A 17,481-nucleotide genomic window follows, 5' to 3' on the forward strand; every position below is an offset into this window, starting at 1 on the left:
TGCAGATTTTAATTGCCGTCTCTACATTTCTTATATTTCGGCCATGTAAACTGGAAGCGCTTTTTTGTCCCGTATTATTCACCACTTCGCAAAATATCCGGTATGAAGCGGATGTTTTGCCGGCAGCCTAAAAAATCCTTCTTCGGAAGTCAGTTTTAACCTGAAAGCTGCATTTTTTCTGTCCGCATACAACATCTTGATGGCATACTCAGGGTACTTTCGTACCGCTAAATACACCTTCATATTTTGTGCGGCCTCGGAATAATCCTGGTGAATCTTTCGGGAAAGCGCCTAATCATTCAAATTCAAACAAATTATGAGTACAAACACCGGAACAGAACCCGTATTAGATGATCAGCGCGTCGAAGCTGAATACGAAGACCACCTGGGTCTGATTGACATTGATTTTGTTGAACTCTATGTAAACAATGCCAAACAAGCCGCCCACTATTACATCAAGAGCTTTGGCTACAATGTAGTCGCCTACCGCGGTCTTGAAACCGGCGTACGGGACAAGGCGTCCTACCTTCTCGAGCAGGGCAACATCCGCCTTGTACTTACCTCACCGCTCACTGGTGATTCCGAAATTGCAGAGCATATACGGGTGCACGGCGATGGTGTGAAGGATATTGCCATGCAGGTCAAAGACGTGCACAAAGCTTACCACGAAAGCATGAAGCGTGGCGCTGAAAGTGCGCTCGAGCCGACTGAATTCACGGACGAGCACGGCACCATCATCATGGCCGGCATTAAAACCTATGGCGACACCATTCACACCTTTATCAACCGCAGCAACTACAACGGCATTTTCTTCCCCGGATTCAAGGAGATGGATTACCCCGTGAAGGGCGAACCCGTCGGAATCGAATTTGTGGATCACTGTGTAGGAAACGTAGAGCTCGGAAAAATGAATCATTGGGTGAAGTTCTATGAAGATGTGCTTGGGTTTACACAGTACCTGCACTTCGATGATAATGATATTGCTACAGAATATTCCGCCCTCATGTCTAAAGTGATGGCTGGCGGACGTGGTCGGATCAAGTTCCCGATTAATGAGCCCGCAGAAGGCAAGAAAAAATCACAAATCGAAGAATATCTCGATTTTTACGGCGGTGCCGGGGTACAGCATGTCGCATTGTTAACATCTGATATCGTTGATACAGTGAGTAAGCTTCAGGCCAATGGCGTACAGTTTCTGCATATCCCTACGACCTACTATAAAACGCTCGAAGAGCGCGTGGGCAAAATCGATGAAAACATCGACGATCTCGAACGACTTGGAATTCTCGTTGACCGCGATGAAGAAGGCTATCTTCTTCAGATTTTCACCAAGCCGGTCTCTGACCGTCCGACCCTGTTCTACGAAATCATACAGCGCAAAGGCGCACGCGGTTTCGGCGTTGGTAATTTCAAGGCCCTGTTTGAGTCGATTGAGCGAGAGCAGGCCGTGCGCGGTAACCTCTGATAAGCCAAATCGGCATTAGACCAATCAAATTTCAAAAGGGGCTGTCAGAAACGGCAGTCCCTTTTCATTCCCGATACACCCTTATTTTTAGAAAATTATGTATTACCACAAGCTTGGTAAATTCCCCCAAAAACGGCATACACAGTTCCGCAGACCCGACGGACAGCTCTATACGGAAGAGCTTTTCGGTGCTGAAGGATTTAGCGGAAGTTCGTCTTTGCTGTACCATCATCACCCGCCCACAACCGTAAAACGCGTTGAACAGGGCGCTGAAATTAAGATAGAACCCTGGAAAGAAGGACTTCTCCGCCATCATCATCTTCTCACCAAAGATCTTAAGCCCTGGGGTGACCCAATAAGCGGACAAATCTGCGTGCTTTTCAACGATGATGTTAAAATCTCGCTCTGTCTGCCGAAAGACGAAATGAACTACTATTATCGCAACGGCGAGCATGATGAGCTGATTTTCATCCACAAAGGCGAAGGCTACATGCAGTCCCAATTCGGCCGGCTCCCGCTCAGGCCCTTTGATTACATCGTGATTCCCCGCGGAACCACGTACAAGCTGCATTTCACAACCGACGACAACCGCATGCTTATCTGCGACTCAACCGGCCCCATCGGTTTCCCGAAGCGCTATGTTTCCAAAATGGGTCAGTTCATGGAAAACAGCCCGTTTTGTGAGCGCGACATCCGCGTGCCAGAAGAGCCTTTATTCATTGATGAATCCGGCGAATTCGAACTGCGAATTCGTAAGCAGGGCCGCTTTCATCACTACTTCTTTGAATTCAATCCTCTTGATGTAGTAGGTTGGGACGGCTACCTGTATCCGTACATCTTCAACATGAAAGACTTTGAACCGATTACCGGACGCGTACATCAGCCGCCACCGGTGCATCAGACCTTTGAAGCGCACAACTACGTAATTTGCTCCTTCTGTCCGCGCAAATACGACTATCATCCGCTTGCCATTCCGGCCCCGTACAATCACTCAAATGTGGACTCAGATGAAGTGCTCTACTACGTCGAAGGCGACTTCATGAGCCGTAAAGGCGTTGAGTTTGCATCCCTGACGCATCACCCGGGCGGCATTCCGCACGGTCCGCATCCGGGCACGGTCGAGAAAAGTATCGGAAAAGAAGGCACCGACGAGTATGCTGTTATGATCGATACCTTCCGTCCGCTGCACCTCACGATGGCAGCCAAAGAAATGGATGACGGTCATTATCCCTATTCCTGGATTGATCACGCCTGATCGGTCTCATTCAATACATCAAAGGCTTCGCAGCTTAGCTATGCTTATGCTGCGAAGCCTTTTTATATTTACCCGATTTTAATCACCCAAAAAAATAACCCCCATGGAAATAAACCCGCAGGAAATCTCACAGCAGGAGCGCTACAAATTACTCATTGGCTCCGTCATTCCGCGCCCGATCGCATTCGTTTCAACGGTCAGCAGCAGGGGAGTGCGGAACCTGTCGCCATTTTCTTATTTCACGGTTGCTGCGGTTAACCCCATGATTGTGGTCTTTTTTCCGCTCCGATTCAAAACCGGCACGGAACGCAAAGACACGGTCAAAAACATCATGGAAACCCGGCAATTCGTTGTTAATATCGCTTCTGAGTCAATCACCGAACAGCTCAACCGAACTTCCGGCATATATGAAGAAGACGCAGATGAATTTGAGATTTCGGGACTTACGGCAGTAGCTTCAAAAGCAGTCGTACCACCCGGTGTAGCCGAATGCAAAATCAGGATGGAATGTGAACTCTACGAAATGATGGCGATAGGGGAGAAAGGAAGCGGCGGGAGTGACGCGATCTTTGGAAAAGTTCTGCACTACTACGCTGATGATGATCTCATTGCAGGTTACAAAATCGACGAGCAGCAGCTCAACCCGATCAGCCGCCTCGGGGGGCTTAAATACGGCATGATCGGAAATATTAAAGAATTGCCGCGGCCCTGACACAATCCCCTTGCTCAAACCAAGGTTCACAAAGTTCAGCGCGGATTTTTTTGGGGGAAAACGCCGTGAACATCACGGTCTTTCGTGGTTTTTCAGAACCCACAAGTCAAAGACGAGTCCCTTGCTTTTTGCGGGTCGAAGTATCCTTAAAGAGCGAATGTAAACTTATGATTGAATCAGCTCCCGGCAAATCAGCATTGAAACTGAAACCAAAAAAAAGACCTGCCCCGATCAAAGGCAGGTCTTTCAGTTCACCCTGATTAAGGGGACTGTCAATTTTCCAGGTTTTCATTGGACTATTTTCAAAGTAAACACCTTGAGTGACTACGTACTGTCACCCTTGCTAAAAAAAATATGGATATTAAAGTATTTAGTGCGCTTCAAACCTACGCAGATACGCACAGCAGCGAAGAAAGTGAAGCCCGTAAATATATTATACAGGCAACGCATAGCGAGCTGCAGTATGCCGATATGCTTTCAGGCAAGCAGGTAGCCGGACTCTTACGGCTACTGATTCAGACCGGGGGATACACCAGGATTCTGGAAGTAGGCATGTTTACCGGCTACGCAACAACCGCAATGGCGGAAGTTATGCCGGATAACGGTCACATCACTACGCTGGAAATGAATACACTGTATGCGGGCATTGCTAAACGCGGATTCAAAATGGCCGGACTGCAAGATAAAATTACAGTCATTATGGGAAGTGCAAGAGAAACGGTGCTGCAACTGAGCGAAACTTACGACTTAATCTTTTTGGACGCCGACAAGCAATGGTACCCGGAATACCTGCGGGTGCTGAAGCCTAAGCTAAAGTCCGGTGGCTTGCTCGTAGCGGATAATGTTTTTTGGTATGGGGGCGTGCTTGAAAACAAAGACCGGAAAAGTCAGGCCATCAACACATTCAACAAAATGCTGCAGCAGGACAACGAAATGGAAGTCGTAATGCTCGGTATCAGAGACGGACTGTCCATTGCAAGAAAGCGATAGCGCAAAAGCACGGGATAAGAGTTCTTAGATATACAATGTAGGAGTACGCCTTTTTTGGGCTCAAGAAGATGTTTTATAATATATATTATGTTAAGTGAAGTTTCTGACTACCGCAAACCACTCCATAATTGTGCCACTATACCTGCCGCCACGGCCTCTTCCCCTTCCCATTCTAAACTCCAAAAAAACTCAGAGCTGCATCTTTCATGCAGTTTAATTCAAAAATGATGTACGCTTTTTGAATCCCTACGCTGCCACCGATTTCATTCGGGAAGTTTGTGTTGTGTCCTTCTATGGTCGAATCTCATCAGCTATTCCCCTTTGATGTCATGTTCTCTGGTTGTAAATCCAGATTATCCCACAGTTTCGAAGTTCTCTAATCGCCAACATGGCATATACAGAACATCCGTTGTTGATGTTTCGAAGCCCACTATCCTTTATTATCCCGATTTGAGCTTGTTCGTTACTTATAGAAGGCACGCCAAAAAGCAAAACCGCATGATCAGCAAAGCTTTTCCCGTATTCTTAAAGGTCGCCTTGCTGTGGCCTGATTACGATCTCTTCGACGCAGCTTCTCTCCGATAAAGTGCAGAGCGTTGCGATGATCCGTCCTACATCTTCAGCGTCAGCCAACCGTTCCGGATCCACGCCGAGTCCGTCCCAGCTCGGGGAATGTGTCTGTCCTAAAATTACAGAAGTAACGGCAACCGATGTGTCCTGTGTAGCCTCACGCAGACTTTGGATGTAACCATTCAGCGCATGCTTTGAAACGCTGTATGCCCCGCAGCGGGCCTGTCCTTTTTGGGCTGTAACCGAGCAAATAAACACAGCCCGCGCTTCAGCCTGATTTGAGAGATGTGGTAACAGAGCCTGCGTTAAACGTATGGCGCTCAGCGCGTTAACTTCAAATTGTTCCCTAAATTCTTCAATGGTGTTTTCAAGGACAGCTACGGGTAAAAAATACCCGGCATTGTTTACCAGCACACCACAGTTCCTTTCTGATACCCGATTGACCAACTCTTTAAGCTCAGCACTATCCGTAAGATCACAACAGATGATTTCAGGTTTCATCCCCCCTGCAGATTCGCACAATCGTGCGGTCTCTTCAAGGCCGTCTTGGTTTCTCGCGGTCAGAATCAGCGGATTCGGAAGGCTTCGGGCCAGTTCGACAGCAATGCTTCGGCCAATTCCCTGACTTGCACCTGTGATGAGTATGCCCGCGACGGCAGCTACAGCCATTTCAGTTAGGGTACGTTTAGGAATTTGTGGGTCTGCAAACTTATGCCCCACTGCGGATTCGCTTTCACATAATCTACAATCAGCGGCATGGACTTGGGCGTATCCCATTCGGGCTGAAGGAGTAAGCGGGTTCCCACCGGACATTTTGCAGCATGTTCTTCAGCCCAGGTCAAATCTTTTTTAGTCAGCACAACGACCTTTAGCTCGTCCACATACGGATAGATTTCATCCACCGGTTTCTTAAAACGCTTGGGCGAAAGGGTAATCCAGTCGAGTTGGCCGCTCAGCGGAGATGAACCGCTCGTTTCAATATGCACTTCAAGGCCGCGGGCTTTAAGGCTACTCGTAAGCGGCAAAAGATCGTGAAGCAGTGGTTCGCCGCCGGTAACTACTACGAAAGCAGCACCGCTTGCTTTCGCAAGATCGGCCACCATACCGGTTTTCAGCCGCGGATGTTTGCTTGCGTCCCAGCTGTCTTTCACATCACACCACCAGCACTTCACATCACAGCCCGCTGTCCGGATAAAATAAGCTGCCCGACCGGAATGTGCACCTTCCCCCTGAATGGTATAAAAGTGCTCCATAATCGGATATTCAACCGAATCAAAGTCCTTCACATCCGTACCTGAAATCATTTGTTCACCGGAAAGAAACATCAGTCAGCCGTGTACTCCACCCAATTGTTTTCAGTTTCCCAGACGGTAACAATGAGCTCTATGCCATCAGGCAGCCGTTTCATGGTTTCCGTGTGCAGGTACTCGGCAATGCGCTCGGCAGTAGTAACAACCGGTATAACCTCATTCAGTACCGCGTGATCCAGCCCGCCTTTTTCGAAATCGGCAGCAGCCCATTTCAGCTCCTTGAAATCACACACCATGTCAGGTGTCTTTAGGTATGCAGATGGATTTAATTTGGTCGATATAGCAGTCATGCGCACTTTGTACGTATGGCCGTGCATGCGGCCGCATTTACCGTCGTATCCCTGAATAAAATGGGCAGAGTCGATTGTAAATTCTGTGTTTAATTTCCAGCGGGGCATAATTACGTTTACAGGTTCTGTTTTAGCTTAATTAGGTAAAATAAGCATATTTTGCGTTCTTTTTGTGAATTGCTATCCTCATCCGAAAATTCGCCCCGGATTGAATTTATCTCCCCTTTTTACCCGCCTCCTCCTAATACTTCTGTTCTTTCCGCAGGCTGTTGCAGCCGATCCCTTTAAGGCAGGAGACGAACCGGAAGCCGTCATTCTCCGCGGACTTTGGCGCTCCGGTGAAATGATTCGCTACGAACTCAACGAGACCGTGCGAATCTATCATCAGGAGCAGCTGATTGAAACACGTGAAAACAGCTCTCTTGTGCATATTGATGTCGCCGCGCACACCCCGGGTCAGCGCTATGTGCTGATATGGCAGCTGCGGGAAACCAATGCGTCACTATTCGACGATCCCGTGCTTGACCGGCACATGCACAGCCTCATTGCCGATGGCCTTGTAATTGAAACCGATGGCTTCGGCGGCATTCGCCAAAGCACCAACATAGACGAACTTTTCGCCCATTTTCAGCTAGCCGTTGCGGAGCTCGATGGTGCCCGTCACTGGGACGGTCGCTCGGATATTCGCGAACAACTCGACTTGTATCTCCGCGATCCTGCCCTGTTTGAAGCCCTCCTTATGCGCGATATTCGCTTCATCTTTGGGTTACACGGCGTTGAAGTCCGCTTTGACGCCGAATTTACGTACGACACCTGGCAGGAAAATCCCTGGGGAGAGCCCGCCGCGTCTCAGGGACGGCTTTTTATTACGGGCTACGACGAGCAGAGCCGCCTCCTAACGGTCGTCAATCAGGTAAGCCTAAAGCCCGAACTAAAGTCCGGTACGCTTGTTCTGCGTGAAGAGCAGACCTATCAGATCGCAGCAGGTACCGGCTGGCCGCAGGAAGTCCGCCTCTTCGACGAAATGGGTGACGGCGAATTCAGGCGGGTACGCGAGCTGCACGTCACCCGCGTTCCCTTCTGAGCAAAAGCCGTCGCGCACCTCCCTCCCATCCAAAAATCTCCCAAAAATATCTCTGTTACTTGGAAAACCTTCATCAGTACATTTACCTCGCTGATCTCCTTGGTGTAGCGGTTTTTGCCATTTCCGGCGCGCTTGCTGCCGGACGCAAAAGCCTGGATTTACTCGGGGTCCTCATCATTGCTGTAGTAACCGCCATCGGCGGGGGTACCCTGCGCGATTTGCTCCTCGGCCGGAGTCCCGTATTCTGGATTGTTGACCCCACCTATCTCTTTGTTATTTTTGCAGCTGCGGGCTTTACCCTTATCTACTCGCGCTACAACAAACCACCCCTGCAATCGCTCCTGATTGCCGACGCCTTCGGCCTTGCTCTGTTTGCGATTCTCGGTGCAACCATTGCCGAAAGCGCGGGCGTCCCGTGGATTATCGTCGTGATTCTTGGAACCATGAGCGGAGTTGCCGGCGGGGTGCTCCGGGATATCATCACCAACGAAATCCCCCTGATTTTACGGCGTGATTTCTATGCTTCCGCCGCTATAGCGGGCATTATGGTCTATTTGCTTCTGAATGAAGCCGGTCTACCGCAAAACGGCGCCTACTTTGCCGGCTTCGGAGTCGCGCTGAGCCTGCGACTTGCTGCCATTTTCAAAGGCCTGCGACTGCCGGTATTCCAGCTTCCGGAAGAGCCGAGTTAGCCGCAAAAAGCATGACCACCTTTTGCAGCCCTGCAACCAAAGGCACGGGCAGGTCCGGTTTTTATTATTTTGGGTAAACTTCCAGAACATCAGGAGCTTGGGTGACAGATTGTGAGACCCCAAACCTAAGATGAATGCGTTGCTTTTTGGTTTCCGTATTAAACCGAGCACCAAGCCTTGAAACAGCTGTGCGAAAAACAGAACTCAAACGCTACATGCCGGATTGCCTTTAAAATCCCCCAAATAAGGCCTCACAAAAATTACCGCTGTGCTGCCACAATCCGCTTGTTGAAGACGAGCAGTAAAATCAGAAGTACGCCGGTCTGAAACACGAAAGTCGCAAAGGAATAAAGATCAAAAGGGTTGAACCAGCTGTCCGGTGCGAACACAAAAACGGACTGATACAGCCACCATCCCAAAAGAATACAGGCCTCAGCCGGTACTACATATTTGATCAGGAAAGTCCAGAGCCGGTGTACGCTTTTCACGGCTTCATCCATACATAATATCTCGCTTGCGAAGCGGTCTGCACCAAACTTGATAATCCCGAGCGCGATAAAAAATCCGGAGACCATCAGTCCAACGCCCCATACAAAATCCTGATTGGCAAAGATATCAAGCGAAAGCGCTGAAGGAAGTCCGAAAATAAAGCCCAGAATGCAAACCAGGCCGGTTGCTTTGTAGCGAAGCCAGCCGCTATCTACCAGCACTTTGGTCGCCAGCTCAATCATGGCAATCAGACTACTGAAAGCGGCAAACATTAGCGCAAGGAAAAAGAGAATGGCAAACGCCCTGCCGCCTGGTATCTCCAGGAAGAGCTGCGGCATCCAGATGAAGGTCAGCCCCGTTGAAGCGGGACCGGACGTTTGCATTACTTCTACGATTTGTGCCTGCGTCATTCCGGCGCCCAATATGGCGAAAACCGTGGCAAAAATGGTGACCGCAGCCCACAGGGAAACCAGGTTGTTCCCGATTCCGGTCTGAAAGGCGCTCTTTATGATCCGGTCGTTTTTGCGCATGTACGCGCCATATGTAAGGATGAGCCCCCAGCCTGCGCCGGTATCCCAGGCATTCTGAGTGAGCGCTTCAAGCCAAATCCTGCCATTTCCCAGCATAGACCAGTCCGGTGTGAACAGGTAGGTCAGCCCGGCGCCGCTGCCCGGCAGGGTGATGGCCCGAATCCCGGCAATAATCAAAATCACCAGCAGGGTCGGCACCAAAAACAGATTTACCCGCTCAATCATCTTCACGCCTTTGAACACCACAAGTCCGGCCAGCATGATGGCCGCGGCATGAAAAACCGATGGCATCATGCTCCCCTGAAAAGAATCCCAAACAGCATTTGCCGTCTCCATGTCGGCTGGCAGCGGTACGAACAGGGATTGCGCGAGATAGTACATGGTCCATCCCGTCACGACGCTGTAGTAGAACATAATGGCTGTTGCCACAAACCCGATGAAGCCGCCCATCCAGGCAAATTTAGCCCCAAGCAGTTTGATGAAAGAGCCAATCACCCCGCGTCTGCCGTTGCGCCCCAGCGCATATTCAGCGATGATGAGTGGAATTGACCAAAGCAGCAGCGATATTACCCAGGCCAAAATAAAAACGCCTGCGCCCTCTTCACCGCCGTTTTGCGCAGCAATTCTCGGGAAGCGCCAGATATTACCCGTACCGACCGCAATGCCGAGTACGCTGATGATGAGCCCCCACTTTGTCGTAAACCGCTGCAGTGCAAGTTTCGCTTCTGCCATAAGATTAGATTCGTTTGATGTCTGTTCAGTCCGGCCTGTTCCGCGTCATTTACCCGGAAAATCCTGTTCGCAGGGCGTACCAGAGACCTTGCCCCTCCTCAGTACCCGCCTCACGCTGATCTCCCGGATTTTACCGCTAAACACTGAACATGTCGGATGTTACATCCCACAGTACAGATCATATAAATAACGCGGGTTTATGCATTCGGCGCAAAGTATAGGTTTCACGAGCAGTTTGCAATATGAAATCCCCTGCGGGAGCGGTCGAAAGCTCAGCGGTTTATTTCGGTATCAGCATCGGTCTCAGTAGTTTCATCTGAATAGCCCTCAGCCGCTTCGCGCTGTTCTTCGAGCCAGCGCTGTGCCCGATTGCTGAAGGATCGGTCACCCGGCATAAGCGAGATCGTTTCAAGAAGGGCCGCGGCCTCTTCTGTGCCAAGTTCAATCAGCGCATCCGTGACGGCCTCCTGAACGACCTCGTTCCAGGAGTAGGTGCCGTGCAGGCCTGCGGCTTGATTAAAGGCATCGGGGTAATCAGCGGCAGCATACATGCGAAGGGCCTTTGCGCTTACAAGGTAGCTCTCCCCGCGAATGGCTTCCGATAAAGTCCGGCGAACGCGCTCCTGTGCTGTGAAAGGCCCGAGAAGCTGCAGCGCCGCAAGCCTCACCTGAACATCAGGCTGACGTTCCGGCTGCCAGTGCTGCAGGCCGGTTTGCAGTACATGAATACCCTCCTGCCCCCGCAGCAACGCCAGGGCTTTGGCACGGTTTCGGTGACTCGCGTCATGGCGGCCCAGATAGTTGATATCTTCGGAAAATTGCTCAGCCAGACCTTGTTTTCCAATGGCTTCAAGGGCGCGATAACGAACAGCCGGTTCCATATGTGCCATGCGAATACGCAGCTGCAAAGCGCCCGTTTCTTCATTTATTTCGGCCAGCTGATACCCGTACGGATCAAAGATAACGTCCGTGACCGGTTGGGGAACCGGGAAGTAAAAGGTATTGACCTCATCCGAAACCACTACGCTAACCCGCTCAAACCCCAGGCCTGAAATGATGTCGAGTTCCGCGTACATGCGGTATAAAGGCTGAAGGCTAAGATCCTGTTTTTGTGTTATGGTGACCCGCACTTCGTGAGCTTCCGTGTCGGGATTGCGTACATTTTCGAAGCGGACTGAAAGTTCCGGGTGTCCCGGCTCATAAAACCACTGATCGAAAAACCAGGCCAGACTTTCGCCCAGCTCTGTTTCAAAGATGTGCTGCACATCACGCATATCAACCGCGCTGAATGCATGTGTTCTGAGAAGATTTCGGACGGAAGCCCACCAAATCTCATCACCAACCAGCTCGTGCAGCATGCCAAGCACCTGCCCGGCCTTGGCATAGGTATGGCGGTCGTACATGTCCTCGGGTTGCTGATACTCATTCCAGATGATGGGCCTGCGATACCGCTGCGCTTCTTCAAAATAATCTTTTTGGTGCTGTAAGCTGTGATCCGTGCCGGTTTCATAGCCCATCCGGTCCCGCTTATACAGGATTTCAAAATAGTTGGCAAAACCTTCATTAAAAGGCAGGTTGGCCCAGTCGCGGGTAGTAACAAGATTCCCGAACCACTGATGTACCAGCTCATGCACGATCAGATCCGTGTTATCCCGGTCAATGGCACCTCTGTCATCAAACTGTGCAAGATGATAGAGAAAGGTTGCCCCGGTGTTCTCCATCCCCCTCGCAATAAAATCCCGGACGGAAACCTGACCGTAGGCTCCCCAGGGATACGGAAAATCAAAACGTTCTTCGAAGTAAGCCATAATGTCTTCGGTCCGGTCATAAATCATGTTTTTGTAATCGTCATAGCGCGGCTCTGTGTAGTAGGTGTACAGGATGTCATTTTGCCAGATTTCCGTGCTTTTAAAAACGCCCGCCGCAAAAGCGAAAAGGTATGGGGCGTGTGGCAGGTCCAGGCGCCAGTAATCGGTGCGCAGCCCGCTTTCCGGTTCACTCACAGAAGATATCAGGAAACCATTCGAAACAGTGCGCATAGAATCGGGTACGGTTATCCAAAACTCCTGCGTAGCCCGCTCCGCCGGATGATCAATGGTAGGCAGCCAAAAGCTGTTGTCTTCGGGCTGACCCAGCGTCCAAATCTGTGTGGGCCTTGTTGGATCCGTGCCGTCCGGATCGATAAAATACAGGCCCCGATTTGGGGGTTGTGACGTAAAATCCAGCACAACCCTAAGGGTGTCATCCTGCAGAAAATCCCGGCCGAGATCTATGGTTACGGTTGCGGAATCCTGCGCGAAACTCAAATTATGGGTTTCACCCGCAAGACGGATTTGATTAAACGACATCGTTTTGGCATCAAGGGTTAGCTCCCGCGAAACAGATCGCAGGTTGACCAGTGTGAGCTCGGTTGTGCCGTTTACAGCGCGCCCGGAAAAATCAAACCCCATCTGTACAGCCTGATGGAGAAGGTTCCAGGTACGTGGTCTCAGAAACTGCGGTTCACCTTCCGGTATGATCCAGCCAGGCGCTTCAACGCTGTCAACCTCCTGCGAATCGTCCGGCTGATCACCTCTGATTTGAGCAATCAGGCCGCATCCTGCGAAAATCCATCCCATGAAAAATAGCCCCAAAACTAAAAAGGCGTGACGGTCGTTGGGACGAGCTGTTTGTTTTCGTGGATTTAGCATTCGTGAATACAGGTTAATCTCAATGATGATGGCTTGTAAGTCCATTAAGCTATTCCTATTATTGGAAGCTTACAAGCTTCGGCCTGAAATGCCTGAAAAAATCTGTGTCAGCCGCCGCTGACATTTCCCTTATCCCTCATTTATCTCGCTTCTTGATGCAAACGGACCACAAAACCCTTAACCGGATTTTTGCACTCGTCAGTTTTCTGTTCGCCTTCATTCTGTATTTGCTCACGCTTTCGCCAACGGCCGACTTCTGGGATCCGGCTGAGCGGATAGCAACCGCATACGCCCTGCAGATACCGCATCCACCGGGAGCGCCGATGTATATGCTGTTGGGGCGCATGTTTTCGATGTTCATGCCGACCGAGTACGTAGCGTATTCTATAAATTTGATGAGCGCGATTTCTTCGGGTATCACCATCATGCTACTGTACCTGATTGTGGTCCGGCTGGTGCGCACCTTTACCCTTGGGCACCCCGATACCTGGGATGATACCGCTAAGATAGCGATGTACGGCGGCGCGCTGATCGGTGCCCTCACATTCGCAGCAACCGACAGCCTCTGGTTCATTTCCGTTGAAGCGGAAACCTATGCCATGTCCCTCACCTTCACCGCCCTGGTTTTCTGGCTCGCGCTTAAGTGGGCTTCTGTTGCGGATGAAAAAGGGAACGAGCGCTGGCTTGTCCTTATCGCGTATCTGGTGGGGATTGCATTCGGGATTCACCTCCTCAACCTGCTCGCCATTTTTGCCATTGCGCTCCTGATTTATTTCCGGAAATTTGAGTTCACCATTACCGGATTTCTTGCGGCTGCCGGTCTTTCCGTTGTTGCGTTTCTGGTGATTTTCCCGGGAACCATTATCTGGATGCCGAATCTTGCCAACAGCATCAGTCAGGCTACGGTTGGGCTGATCGGACCCGGACTGTTTATGCTTGGCGTGCTTTCCATTCTCGGAGCGGGCATTTGGTACACGCATCAGAACAATATGAAGGTCGCTAACTATATAGTAGTTGCCTACACCGCCATTATGATCGGCTACTCGAGTTACGCGGTGATTTTTATCCGCTCCATGAGCAATCCCGCGATTGACCAAAACAATCCTGATAACATCGAGCGGTTCACGAGTTTCATTAAGCGTGAACAATACGGCACCGCCCCCCTGCTGATGGGCAACAGTTTCAACAATCTTCAGATGGATGTTGACCGAAGCCGTGATGTCTTTTTCCCGCGCAGGCACTCAACCCAGCCGCAGCACCTTGCCGTTTACGCCAACTATTCCAGCGACCTCGATTTCTTTCTGCGGTATCAGCTGGGCCACATGTACTTCCGCTATTTTAATTTCAACTTCATCGGCAGGCAGGCTGATATTCAGGACGCGCCCTCATACTGGGGCACCTTCAGCGCAGATGAGCGCTTCGCGGATAACCCGGCCAATCATTTCTACTGGTATCTGCCTTTCCTGCTGGGACTCTTTGGCGGGATTTATCATTTTGTCAGGGACTGGAAACGGGCCCTTTCCGTACTTGCGCTTTTTGTGATGACCGGCATTGCCATCGTCGTGTTTCTTAATCAGACGCCAATGCAGCCACGGGAACGGGATTATTCCTACGCCGGCTCCTTCTTTGCGTTTTCGATATGGATAGGTTTGGGGGCGACCGGGCTGCTGGATTTACTGCGAACAGCGGTCCGAAACAAATTCGCCCTTATAGGCGCAATCGTAGTGATGTATTTGCTGGTGCCCATGCGGGTCCTGTCGGAAAACTATCATGTAGGCGACCGAAGCCAGCGCTTTGTAGCGCCGGACTATGCGTTCAACCTCCTCAATTCTGTTGAGCCGCACAGTATTTTGTTCACAAACGGTGATAACGATACCTTCCCGCTTTGGTTTTTGCAGGAAGTGTACGGCATTCGAACCGATGTCCGAATTGTGTGTCTGAGTCTGCTCAATACCTCCTGGTACATCGATCAGGTAAAAAACCGCTGGAATCACGACGCGCCGCCGGTCAGACTTTCCTATACCGACCGGGAAATTCAGAATATTGAAGACAAGTTCCGTTTTGAGCGGGAATCTGACTTTCACCGCCCCGGCACCGTCCGCATTCCCTTTGATCGCGAACGCTTTGCAAGAATCATTTCTGACGAACGTCTTCCGGGACAGGTCACCATTGACGAGCATATTGAAGCGGGTGTAGCGGTTTGGCCGGATGACCTCCACAAACCTGAGTTCACCTTCCACGTCCCCCTTGAAGAGCTTGATGATGAAATCAGCTTTTTCCATCAGGGGATCGTACTCTTCTCCGATGGCGACAGGACCTTCCACTATACACGCATTCAGGATGATATCGTGCTCGACATCGTCAGGGAAAATCTGAATGAGCGCCCGATTTATTTTGCTATCACGGTTGCGGGTGACGCCATGCTTGGTATGGAAAACTACCTCCGCCTTGAAGGAAAAGCTTTCCGGGTGATTCCAAAGTTTCATGAAGAAGAGTTCGGACACCTCGATACCCGTATTCACGGTGAGCGTCTGAAGCAATTCAGGCTGCGCAATGTAAATCAGGAAGGCATTTACTTCGATCAGAACATCCGCAGAATGCTGGATAACTACCGCACGGTATTTACGCGTCAGGCAGACGCCTTTATCCGGAAAGGAGAGTACGATCAGGCCAACTACTGGCTCACATGGGGTGAAGACATCATGCCGTTTCATACCATCCAACCGGACCTTACGTCCCTCCTTACGTACGCGCTGCGATATGCGCAGGCGCAGAACGGAGTTGACGCTGTCCGCCTCGCGGATGATTTCTTACCCGATTTCATGCGGGAGCTCCGGCGCGCTGTCAATAATATGGACACGGTTGAAGACGAACTCACCATGCTCGAAGCCCGTCTGCGAGATCCGGCTGTTCGGGGCAATCCTGACCGCAGAAACCGGCTCATTGCACGCACGCAGCATTTGGAAAATACGCTGCAACAGCACCATCGCAGGTATACGAGCAACCTCTCCCGCCTCATCGTAATGCAGCAAATCTACTTCCTCGCCAATGAAGACGAAACAGCTGCGGGCATTGCCGATATGATCAACGAAATTGTTGGCACAGATATCAATTTCCCGCGCGACCGCGAAGCCAACAACGAAGCCTTCAGCCGCATATTTATCTGAGAAAAGCGGTCTGACCGTGCAAAACACCATCAGACCGCTTTTGGTTTTGGTAGCCAAGCCTGATTATATTAAAAAAATCAAACACTAATTTAAATGCAGGGCAGGCTGTAAACAGCCAACTATTCCCGGCACCCATTTCTAAGCCGAACATTGACATGATACATACTTTTTCAGCTGAGCATATTGATGATGTGTCAAGCGTACTGGATTGTGGTTATAAAAAAATAGGTGAAGTGTACCGCTTCATCCTTTATTCAGACAATCAGCAACTAAAATCCGTCTTAGAAATAAATATGGGCGTGGAACACGAAGGGGAAATGGTCAATCTCGTATCTGTATATGCGCATAATGTTTTCCTGCAACTGCATAATTGTACAGGTTTTGTGGCAAGCGAAACCCTGCAACAGGTAACCTTTTTTGGTAAAACCGGCGGGCAAACAACTGGACTCATCATAGAAAAAAACGGTTCTGTAAATATGTACGGCAACGTTGATGACCGCCTCCTCACCGGTGATTTCACCAAACTTCCCCCTGAAATTATGATGGGGACTATCGCATTATCTTTAACAGAATCCCTCGATTTTGAAGGGTTTTCATTTGACGATTAAGGGGCGGGAAAATAGATTCGTTTGAATTTTTTAACGAAACCGGACTGGACCTTCCAATAGAATCTTCCCGCGCCGCCGATATTACGCAATTGGTACTCAGTGCAGAAAAGCGTGCCTGGCGTCTGATTGAGCTTGTTTTTGTGGATGAAGCCGAAATACTACGGATAAACAACGAGCATCTTCAGCACGACTATGTTACGGATATCATCACCTTCCCGTACCATGAAGGCGAAGAACCTGTTGAAGGGACCCTGTTCTGCTGCGCCCCTCAAATTTTTAAACAGGCCGAAGAACATGGTGCCGATCCCCTGCATGAATTTGCAAGAATTCTGATTCACGGATTGCTTCATCTGTGCGATTATGATGACAAAACGTCGTCAGATAAGCACCGCATGACGGAAAAAGAAAATTATTATTTATCGAAGCTTCAGTTTAATACATGAGAACATCCGTTATTGATCTTATTATTGAGATGATCCGGCAAATCAGAGCCGGACAAAAACTAAAGGATATCGACATGAAATCCTTTGAAGGCTACAACAAATCCGAAACGGCTGCGGCTTATTCCTGGATCATGCACAAAAGCAACCTGGATAAGGTGAGCCGTGAATCAGGTGTCATCGACGCCCGCCGTAATATCCGCATTCTGCACTCCGCTGAGCGCATGATGTTAACAACCGAAGCGCAGGGCTATCTTATTGAGCTGTTCAACATTGGCGTGATTGACAATTCCGATATGGAAAACATCATCGAACACTGCATGATGGCTTCACTTGAAAAGGTAGATCTCGAGAAAATGAAAGAGATCGTAGCAAGCCTCGTTTTCGGAACCGGCGAGAAAACGCTGCCTAACTCTGTTTTTCTGCGCGGTAACGAAACCATCAACTAACCCCCGGA

Annotated in this window: 16 protein-coding genes; 10 read left to right on the forward strand and 6 right to left on the reverse strand. The window is 50.0% G+C overall.

Translation table 11 applies throughout. The annotated features are described in order from the left end of the window. The first annotated feature begins 316 nt into the window (after window positions 1-316). The 3 genes from hppD to CYPRO_RS08940 all read left to right on the forward strand — a co-directional run bounded on the left by hppD (window position 317) and on the right by CYPRO_RS08940 (window position 3,432). The gene (gene hppD, locus CYPRO_RS08930; protein WP_114984287.1) at window positions 317-1,465 is read left to right on the forward strand and encodes a 4-hydroxyphenylpyruvate dioxygenase; all 1,149 of its coding nucleotides are present in this window, start codon (window positions 317-319) and stop codon (window positions 1,463-1,465) included. Window positions 1,466-1,559: 94 nt separating this feature from the next. Next, the gene (locus CYPRO_RS08935; RefSeq protein ID WP_114984288.1) at window positions 1,560-2,720 is read left to right on the forward strand and encodes a homogentisate 1,2-dioxygenase; all 1,161 of its coding nucleotides are present in this window, start codon (window positions 1,560-1,562) and stop codon (window positions 2,718-2,720) included. 103 nt (window positions 2,721-2,823) lie between these two features. Continuing rightward, window positions 2,824-3,432 carry a flavin reductase family protein gene (locus CYPRO_RS08940; RefSeq protein WP_114984289.1) on the forward strand — a complete coding sequence of 203 codons (609 nt, stop codon included), beginning with the start codon at window positions 2,824-2,826 and terminating at the stop codon, window positions 3,430-3,432. A 106-nt stretch (window positions 3,433-3,538) separates the two neighbouring features. On the opposite strand, the gene CYPRO_RS08945 is transcribed toward CYPRO_RS08940, so the two are convergent. Next, window positions 3,539-3,724 (reverse strand): hypothetical protein, encoded by a 186-nt coding sequence (locus CYPRO_RS08945; protein ID WP_114984290.1) that lies wholly within the window; start codon window positions 3,722-3,724, stop codon window positions 3,539-3,541. Between the two features lie 62 nt (window positions 3,725-3,786). On the opposite strand from CYPRO_RS08945, the gene CYPRO_RS08950 reads away from it, so the two are divergent. Next, window positions 3,787-4,422, forward strand: coding sequence for an O-methyltransferase (locus CYPRO_RS08950; RefSeq protein WP_114984291.1), 636 nt, complete (start codon window positions 3,787-3,789; stop codon window positions 4,420-4,422). A gap of 525 nt (window positions 4,423-4,947) precedes the next feature. Here CYPRO_RS08950 and CYPRO_RS08955 read toward each other — a convergent pair. Genes CYPRO_RS08955 through CYPRO_RS08965 form a run of 3 tightly spaced genes read right to left on the reverse strand, consistent with a single transcriptional unit; the run spans window position 4,948 to window position 6,700 of the window. Then, entirely contained in the window at window positions 4,948-5,661 is a 714-nt protein-coding gene (locus CYPRO_RS08955; RefSeq protein ID WP_164682659.1) for an SDR family NAD(P)-dependent oxidoreductase, read from the reverse strand. Between the two features lie 5 nt (window positions 5,662-5,666). Further along, window positions 5,667-6,317: a 7-carboxy-7-deazaguanine synthase QueE gene (locus CYPRO_RS08960; RefSeq protein WP_114984293.1), complete on the reverse strand. Its 651-nt coding sequence runs from the start codon at window positions 6,315-6,317 to the stop codon at window positions 5,667-5,669. After that, window positions 6,317-6,700, reverse strand: coding sequence for a 6-pyruvoyl trahydropterin synthase family protein (locus CYPRO_RS08965; RefSeq protein ID WP_114984294.1), 384 nt, complete (start codon window positions 6,698-6,700; stop codon window positions 6,317-6,319). Before CYPRO_RS08965 ends, CYPRO_RS08960 begins: the two co-directional genes overlap by 1 nt. A 100-nt stretch (window positions 6,701-6,800) precedes the next feature. Here CYPRO_RS08965 and CYPRO_RS08970 point away from each other — a divergent pair, with 100 nt between their 5' ends. Continuing rightward, the gene (locus tag CYPRO_RS08970) at window positions 6,801-7,676 is read left to right on the forward strand and encodes a hypothetical protein (protein ID WP_114984295.1); all 876 of its coding nucleotides are present in this window, start codon (window positions 6,801-6,803) and stop codon (window positions 7,674-7,676) included. A 59-nt stretch (window positions 7,677-7,735) separates the two neighbouring features. After that, window positions 7,736-8,368: a trimeric intracellular cation channel family protein gene (locus tag CYPRO_RS08975; protein WP_240644717.1), complete on the forward strand. Its 633-nt coding sequence runs from the start codon at window positions 7,736-7,738 to the stop codon at window positions 8,366-8,368. A 260-nt stretch (window positions 8,369-8,628) separates the two neighbouring features. On the opposite strand, the gene CYPRO_RS08980 is transcribed toward CYPRO_RS08975, so the two are convergent. Together CYPRO_RS08980 and CYPRO_RS08985 are read right to left on the reverse strand one after the other, a co-directional pair. Further along, the gene (locus CYPRO_RS08980; protein ID WP_114984296.1) at window positions 8,629-10,119 is read right to left on the reverse strand and encodes a sodium-dependent transporter; all 1,491 of its coding nucleotides are present in this window, start codon (window positions 10,117-10,119) and stop codon (window positions 8,629-8,631) included. Window positions 10,120-10,391: 272 nt separating this feature from the next. Further along, entirely contained in the window at window positions 10,392-12,854 is a 2,463-nt protein-coding gene (locus CYPRO_RS08985) for a M1 family aminopeptidase (protein ID WP_114984297.1), read from the reverse strand. Window positions 12,855-12,964: 110 nt separating this feature from the next. On the opposite strand from CYPRO_RS08985, the gene CYPRO_RS08990 reads away from it, so the two are divergent. The 4 genes from CYPRO_RS08990 to CYPRO_RS09005 all read left to right on the forward strand — a co-directional run bounded on the left by CYPRO_RS08990 (window position 12,965) and on the right by CYPRO_RS09005 (window position 17,473). Further along, the gene (locus CYPRO_RS08990; protein WP_124245578.1) at window positions 12,965-15,976 is read left to right on the forward strand and encodes a glycosyltransferase family 117 protein; all 3,012 of its coding nucleotides are present in this window, start codon (window positions 12,965-12,967) and stop codon (window positions 15,974-15,976) included. 155 nt (window positions 15,977-16,131) lie between these two features. After that, entirely contained in the window at window positions 16,132-16,584 is a 453-nt protein-coding gene (locus CYPRO_RS08995; RefSeq protein WP_114984299.1) for a hypothetical protein, read from the forward strand. 44 nt (window positions 16,585-16,628) lie between these two features. Further along, window positions 16,629-17,027 carry an rRNA maturation RNase YbeY gene (gene ybeY, locus CYPRO_RS09000; protein ID WP_270049204.1) on the forward strand — a complete coding sequence of 133 codons (399 nt, stop codon included), beginning with the start codon at window positions 16,629-16,631 and terminating at the stop codon, window positions 17,025-17,027. Further along, window positions 17,024-17,473 (forward strand): DUF494 family protein, encoded by a 450-nt coding sequence (locus tag CYPRO_RS09005; protein WP_114984301.1) that lies wholly within the window; start codon window positions 17,024-17,026, stop codon window positions 17,471-17,473. The genes ybeY and CYPRO_RS09005 overlap by 4 nt, the downstream gene beginning before the upstream one ends. Window positions 17,474-17,481 lie beyond the last annotated feature (8 nt).

Origin of the sequence: Cyclonatronum proteinivorum (assembly GCF_003353065.1) — a bacterium.
GTDB classification, from domain to species: Bacteria; Bacteroidota; Rhodothermia; order Balneolales; family Cyclonatronaceae; genus Cyclonatronum; species Cyclonatronum proteinivorum.

Bases quoted from the DNA above. Each gene is read 5' to 3' on its own strand.
- CYPRO_RS08940 (WP_114984289.1), top strand. From the start codon at position 2,824: ATGGAAATAAACCCGCAGGAAATCTCACAGCAGGAGCGCTACAAATTA.
- CYPRO_RS08950 (WP_114984291.1), top strand. From the start codon at position 3,787: ATGGATATTAAAGTATTTAGTGCGCTTCAAACCTACGCAGATACGCAC.
- CYPRO_RS08980 (WP_114984296.1), bottom strand. From the start codon at position 10,119: ATGGCAGAAGCGAAACTTGCACTGCAGCGGTTTACGACAAAGTGGGGG.
- CYPRO_RS08965 (WP_114984294.1), bottom strand. From the start codon at position 6,700: ATGCCCCGCTGGAAATTAAACACAGAATTTACAATCGACTCTGCCCAT.
- hppD (WP_114984287.1), top strand. From the start codon at position 317: ATGAGTACAAACACCGGAACAGAACCCGTATTAGATGATCAGCGCGTC.
- CYPRO_RS08955 (WP_164682659.1), bottom strand. From the start codon at position 5,661: ATGGCTGTAGCTGCCGTCGCGGGCATACTCATCACAGGTGCAAGTCAG.
- CYPRO_RS08960 (WP_114984293.1), bottom strand. From the start codon at position 6,317: ATGTTTCTTTCCGGTGAACAAATGATTTCAGGTACGGATGTGAAGGAC.
- CYPRO_RS08995 (WP_114984299.1), top strand. From the start codon at position 16,132: ATGATACATACTTTTTCAGCTGAGCATATTGATGATGTGTCAAGCGTA.
- CYPRO_RS08985 (WP_114984297.1), bottom strand. From the start codon at position 12,854: ATGGACTTACAAGCCATCATCATTGAGATTAACCTGTATTCACGAATG.
- CYPRO_RS08945 (WP_114984290.1), bottom strand. From the start codon at position 3,724: ATGAAAACCTGGAAAATTGACAGTCCCCTTAATCAGGGTGAACTGAAA.
- CYPRO_RS09005 (WP_114984301.1), top strand. From the start codon at position 17,024: ATGAGAACATCCGTTATTGATCTTATTATTGAGATGATCCGGCAAATC.
- CYPRO_RS08990 (WP_124245578.1), top strand. From the start codon at position 12,965: ATGCAAACGGACCACAAAACCCTTAACCGGATTTTTGCACTCGTCAGT.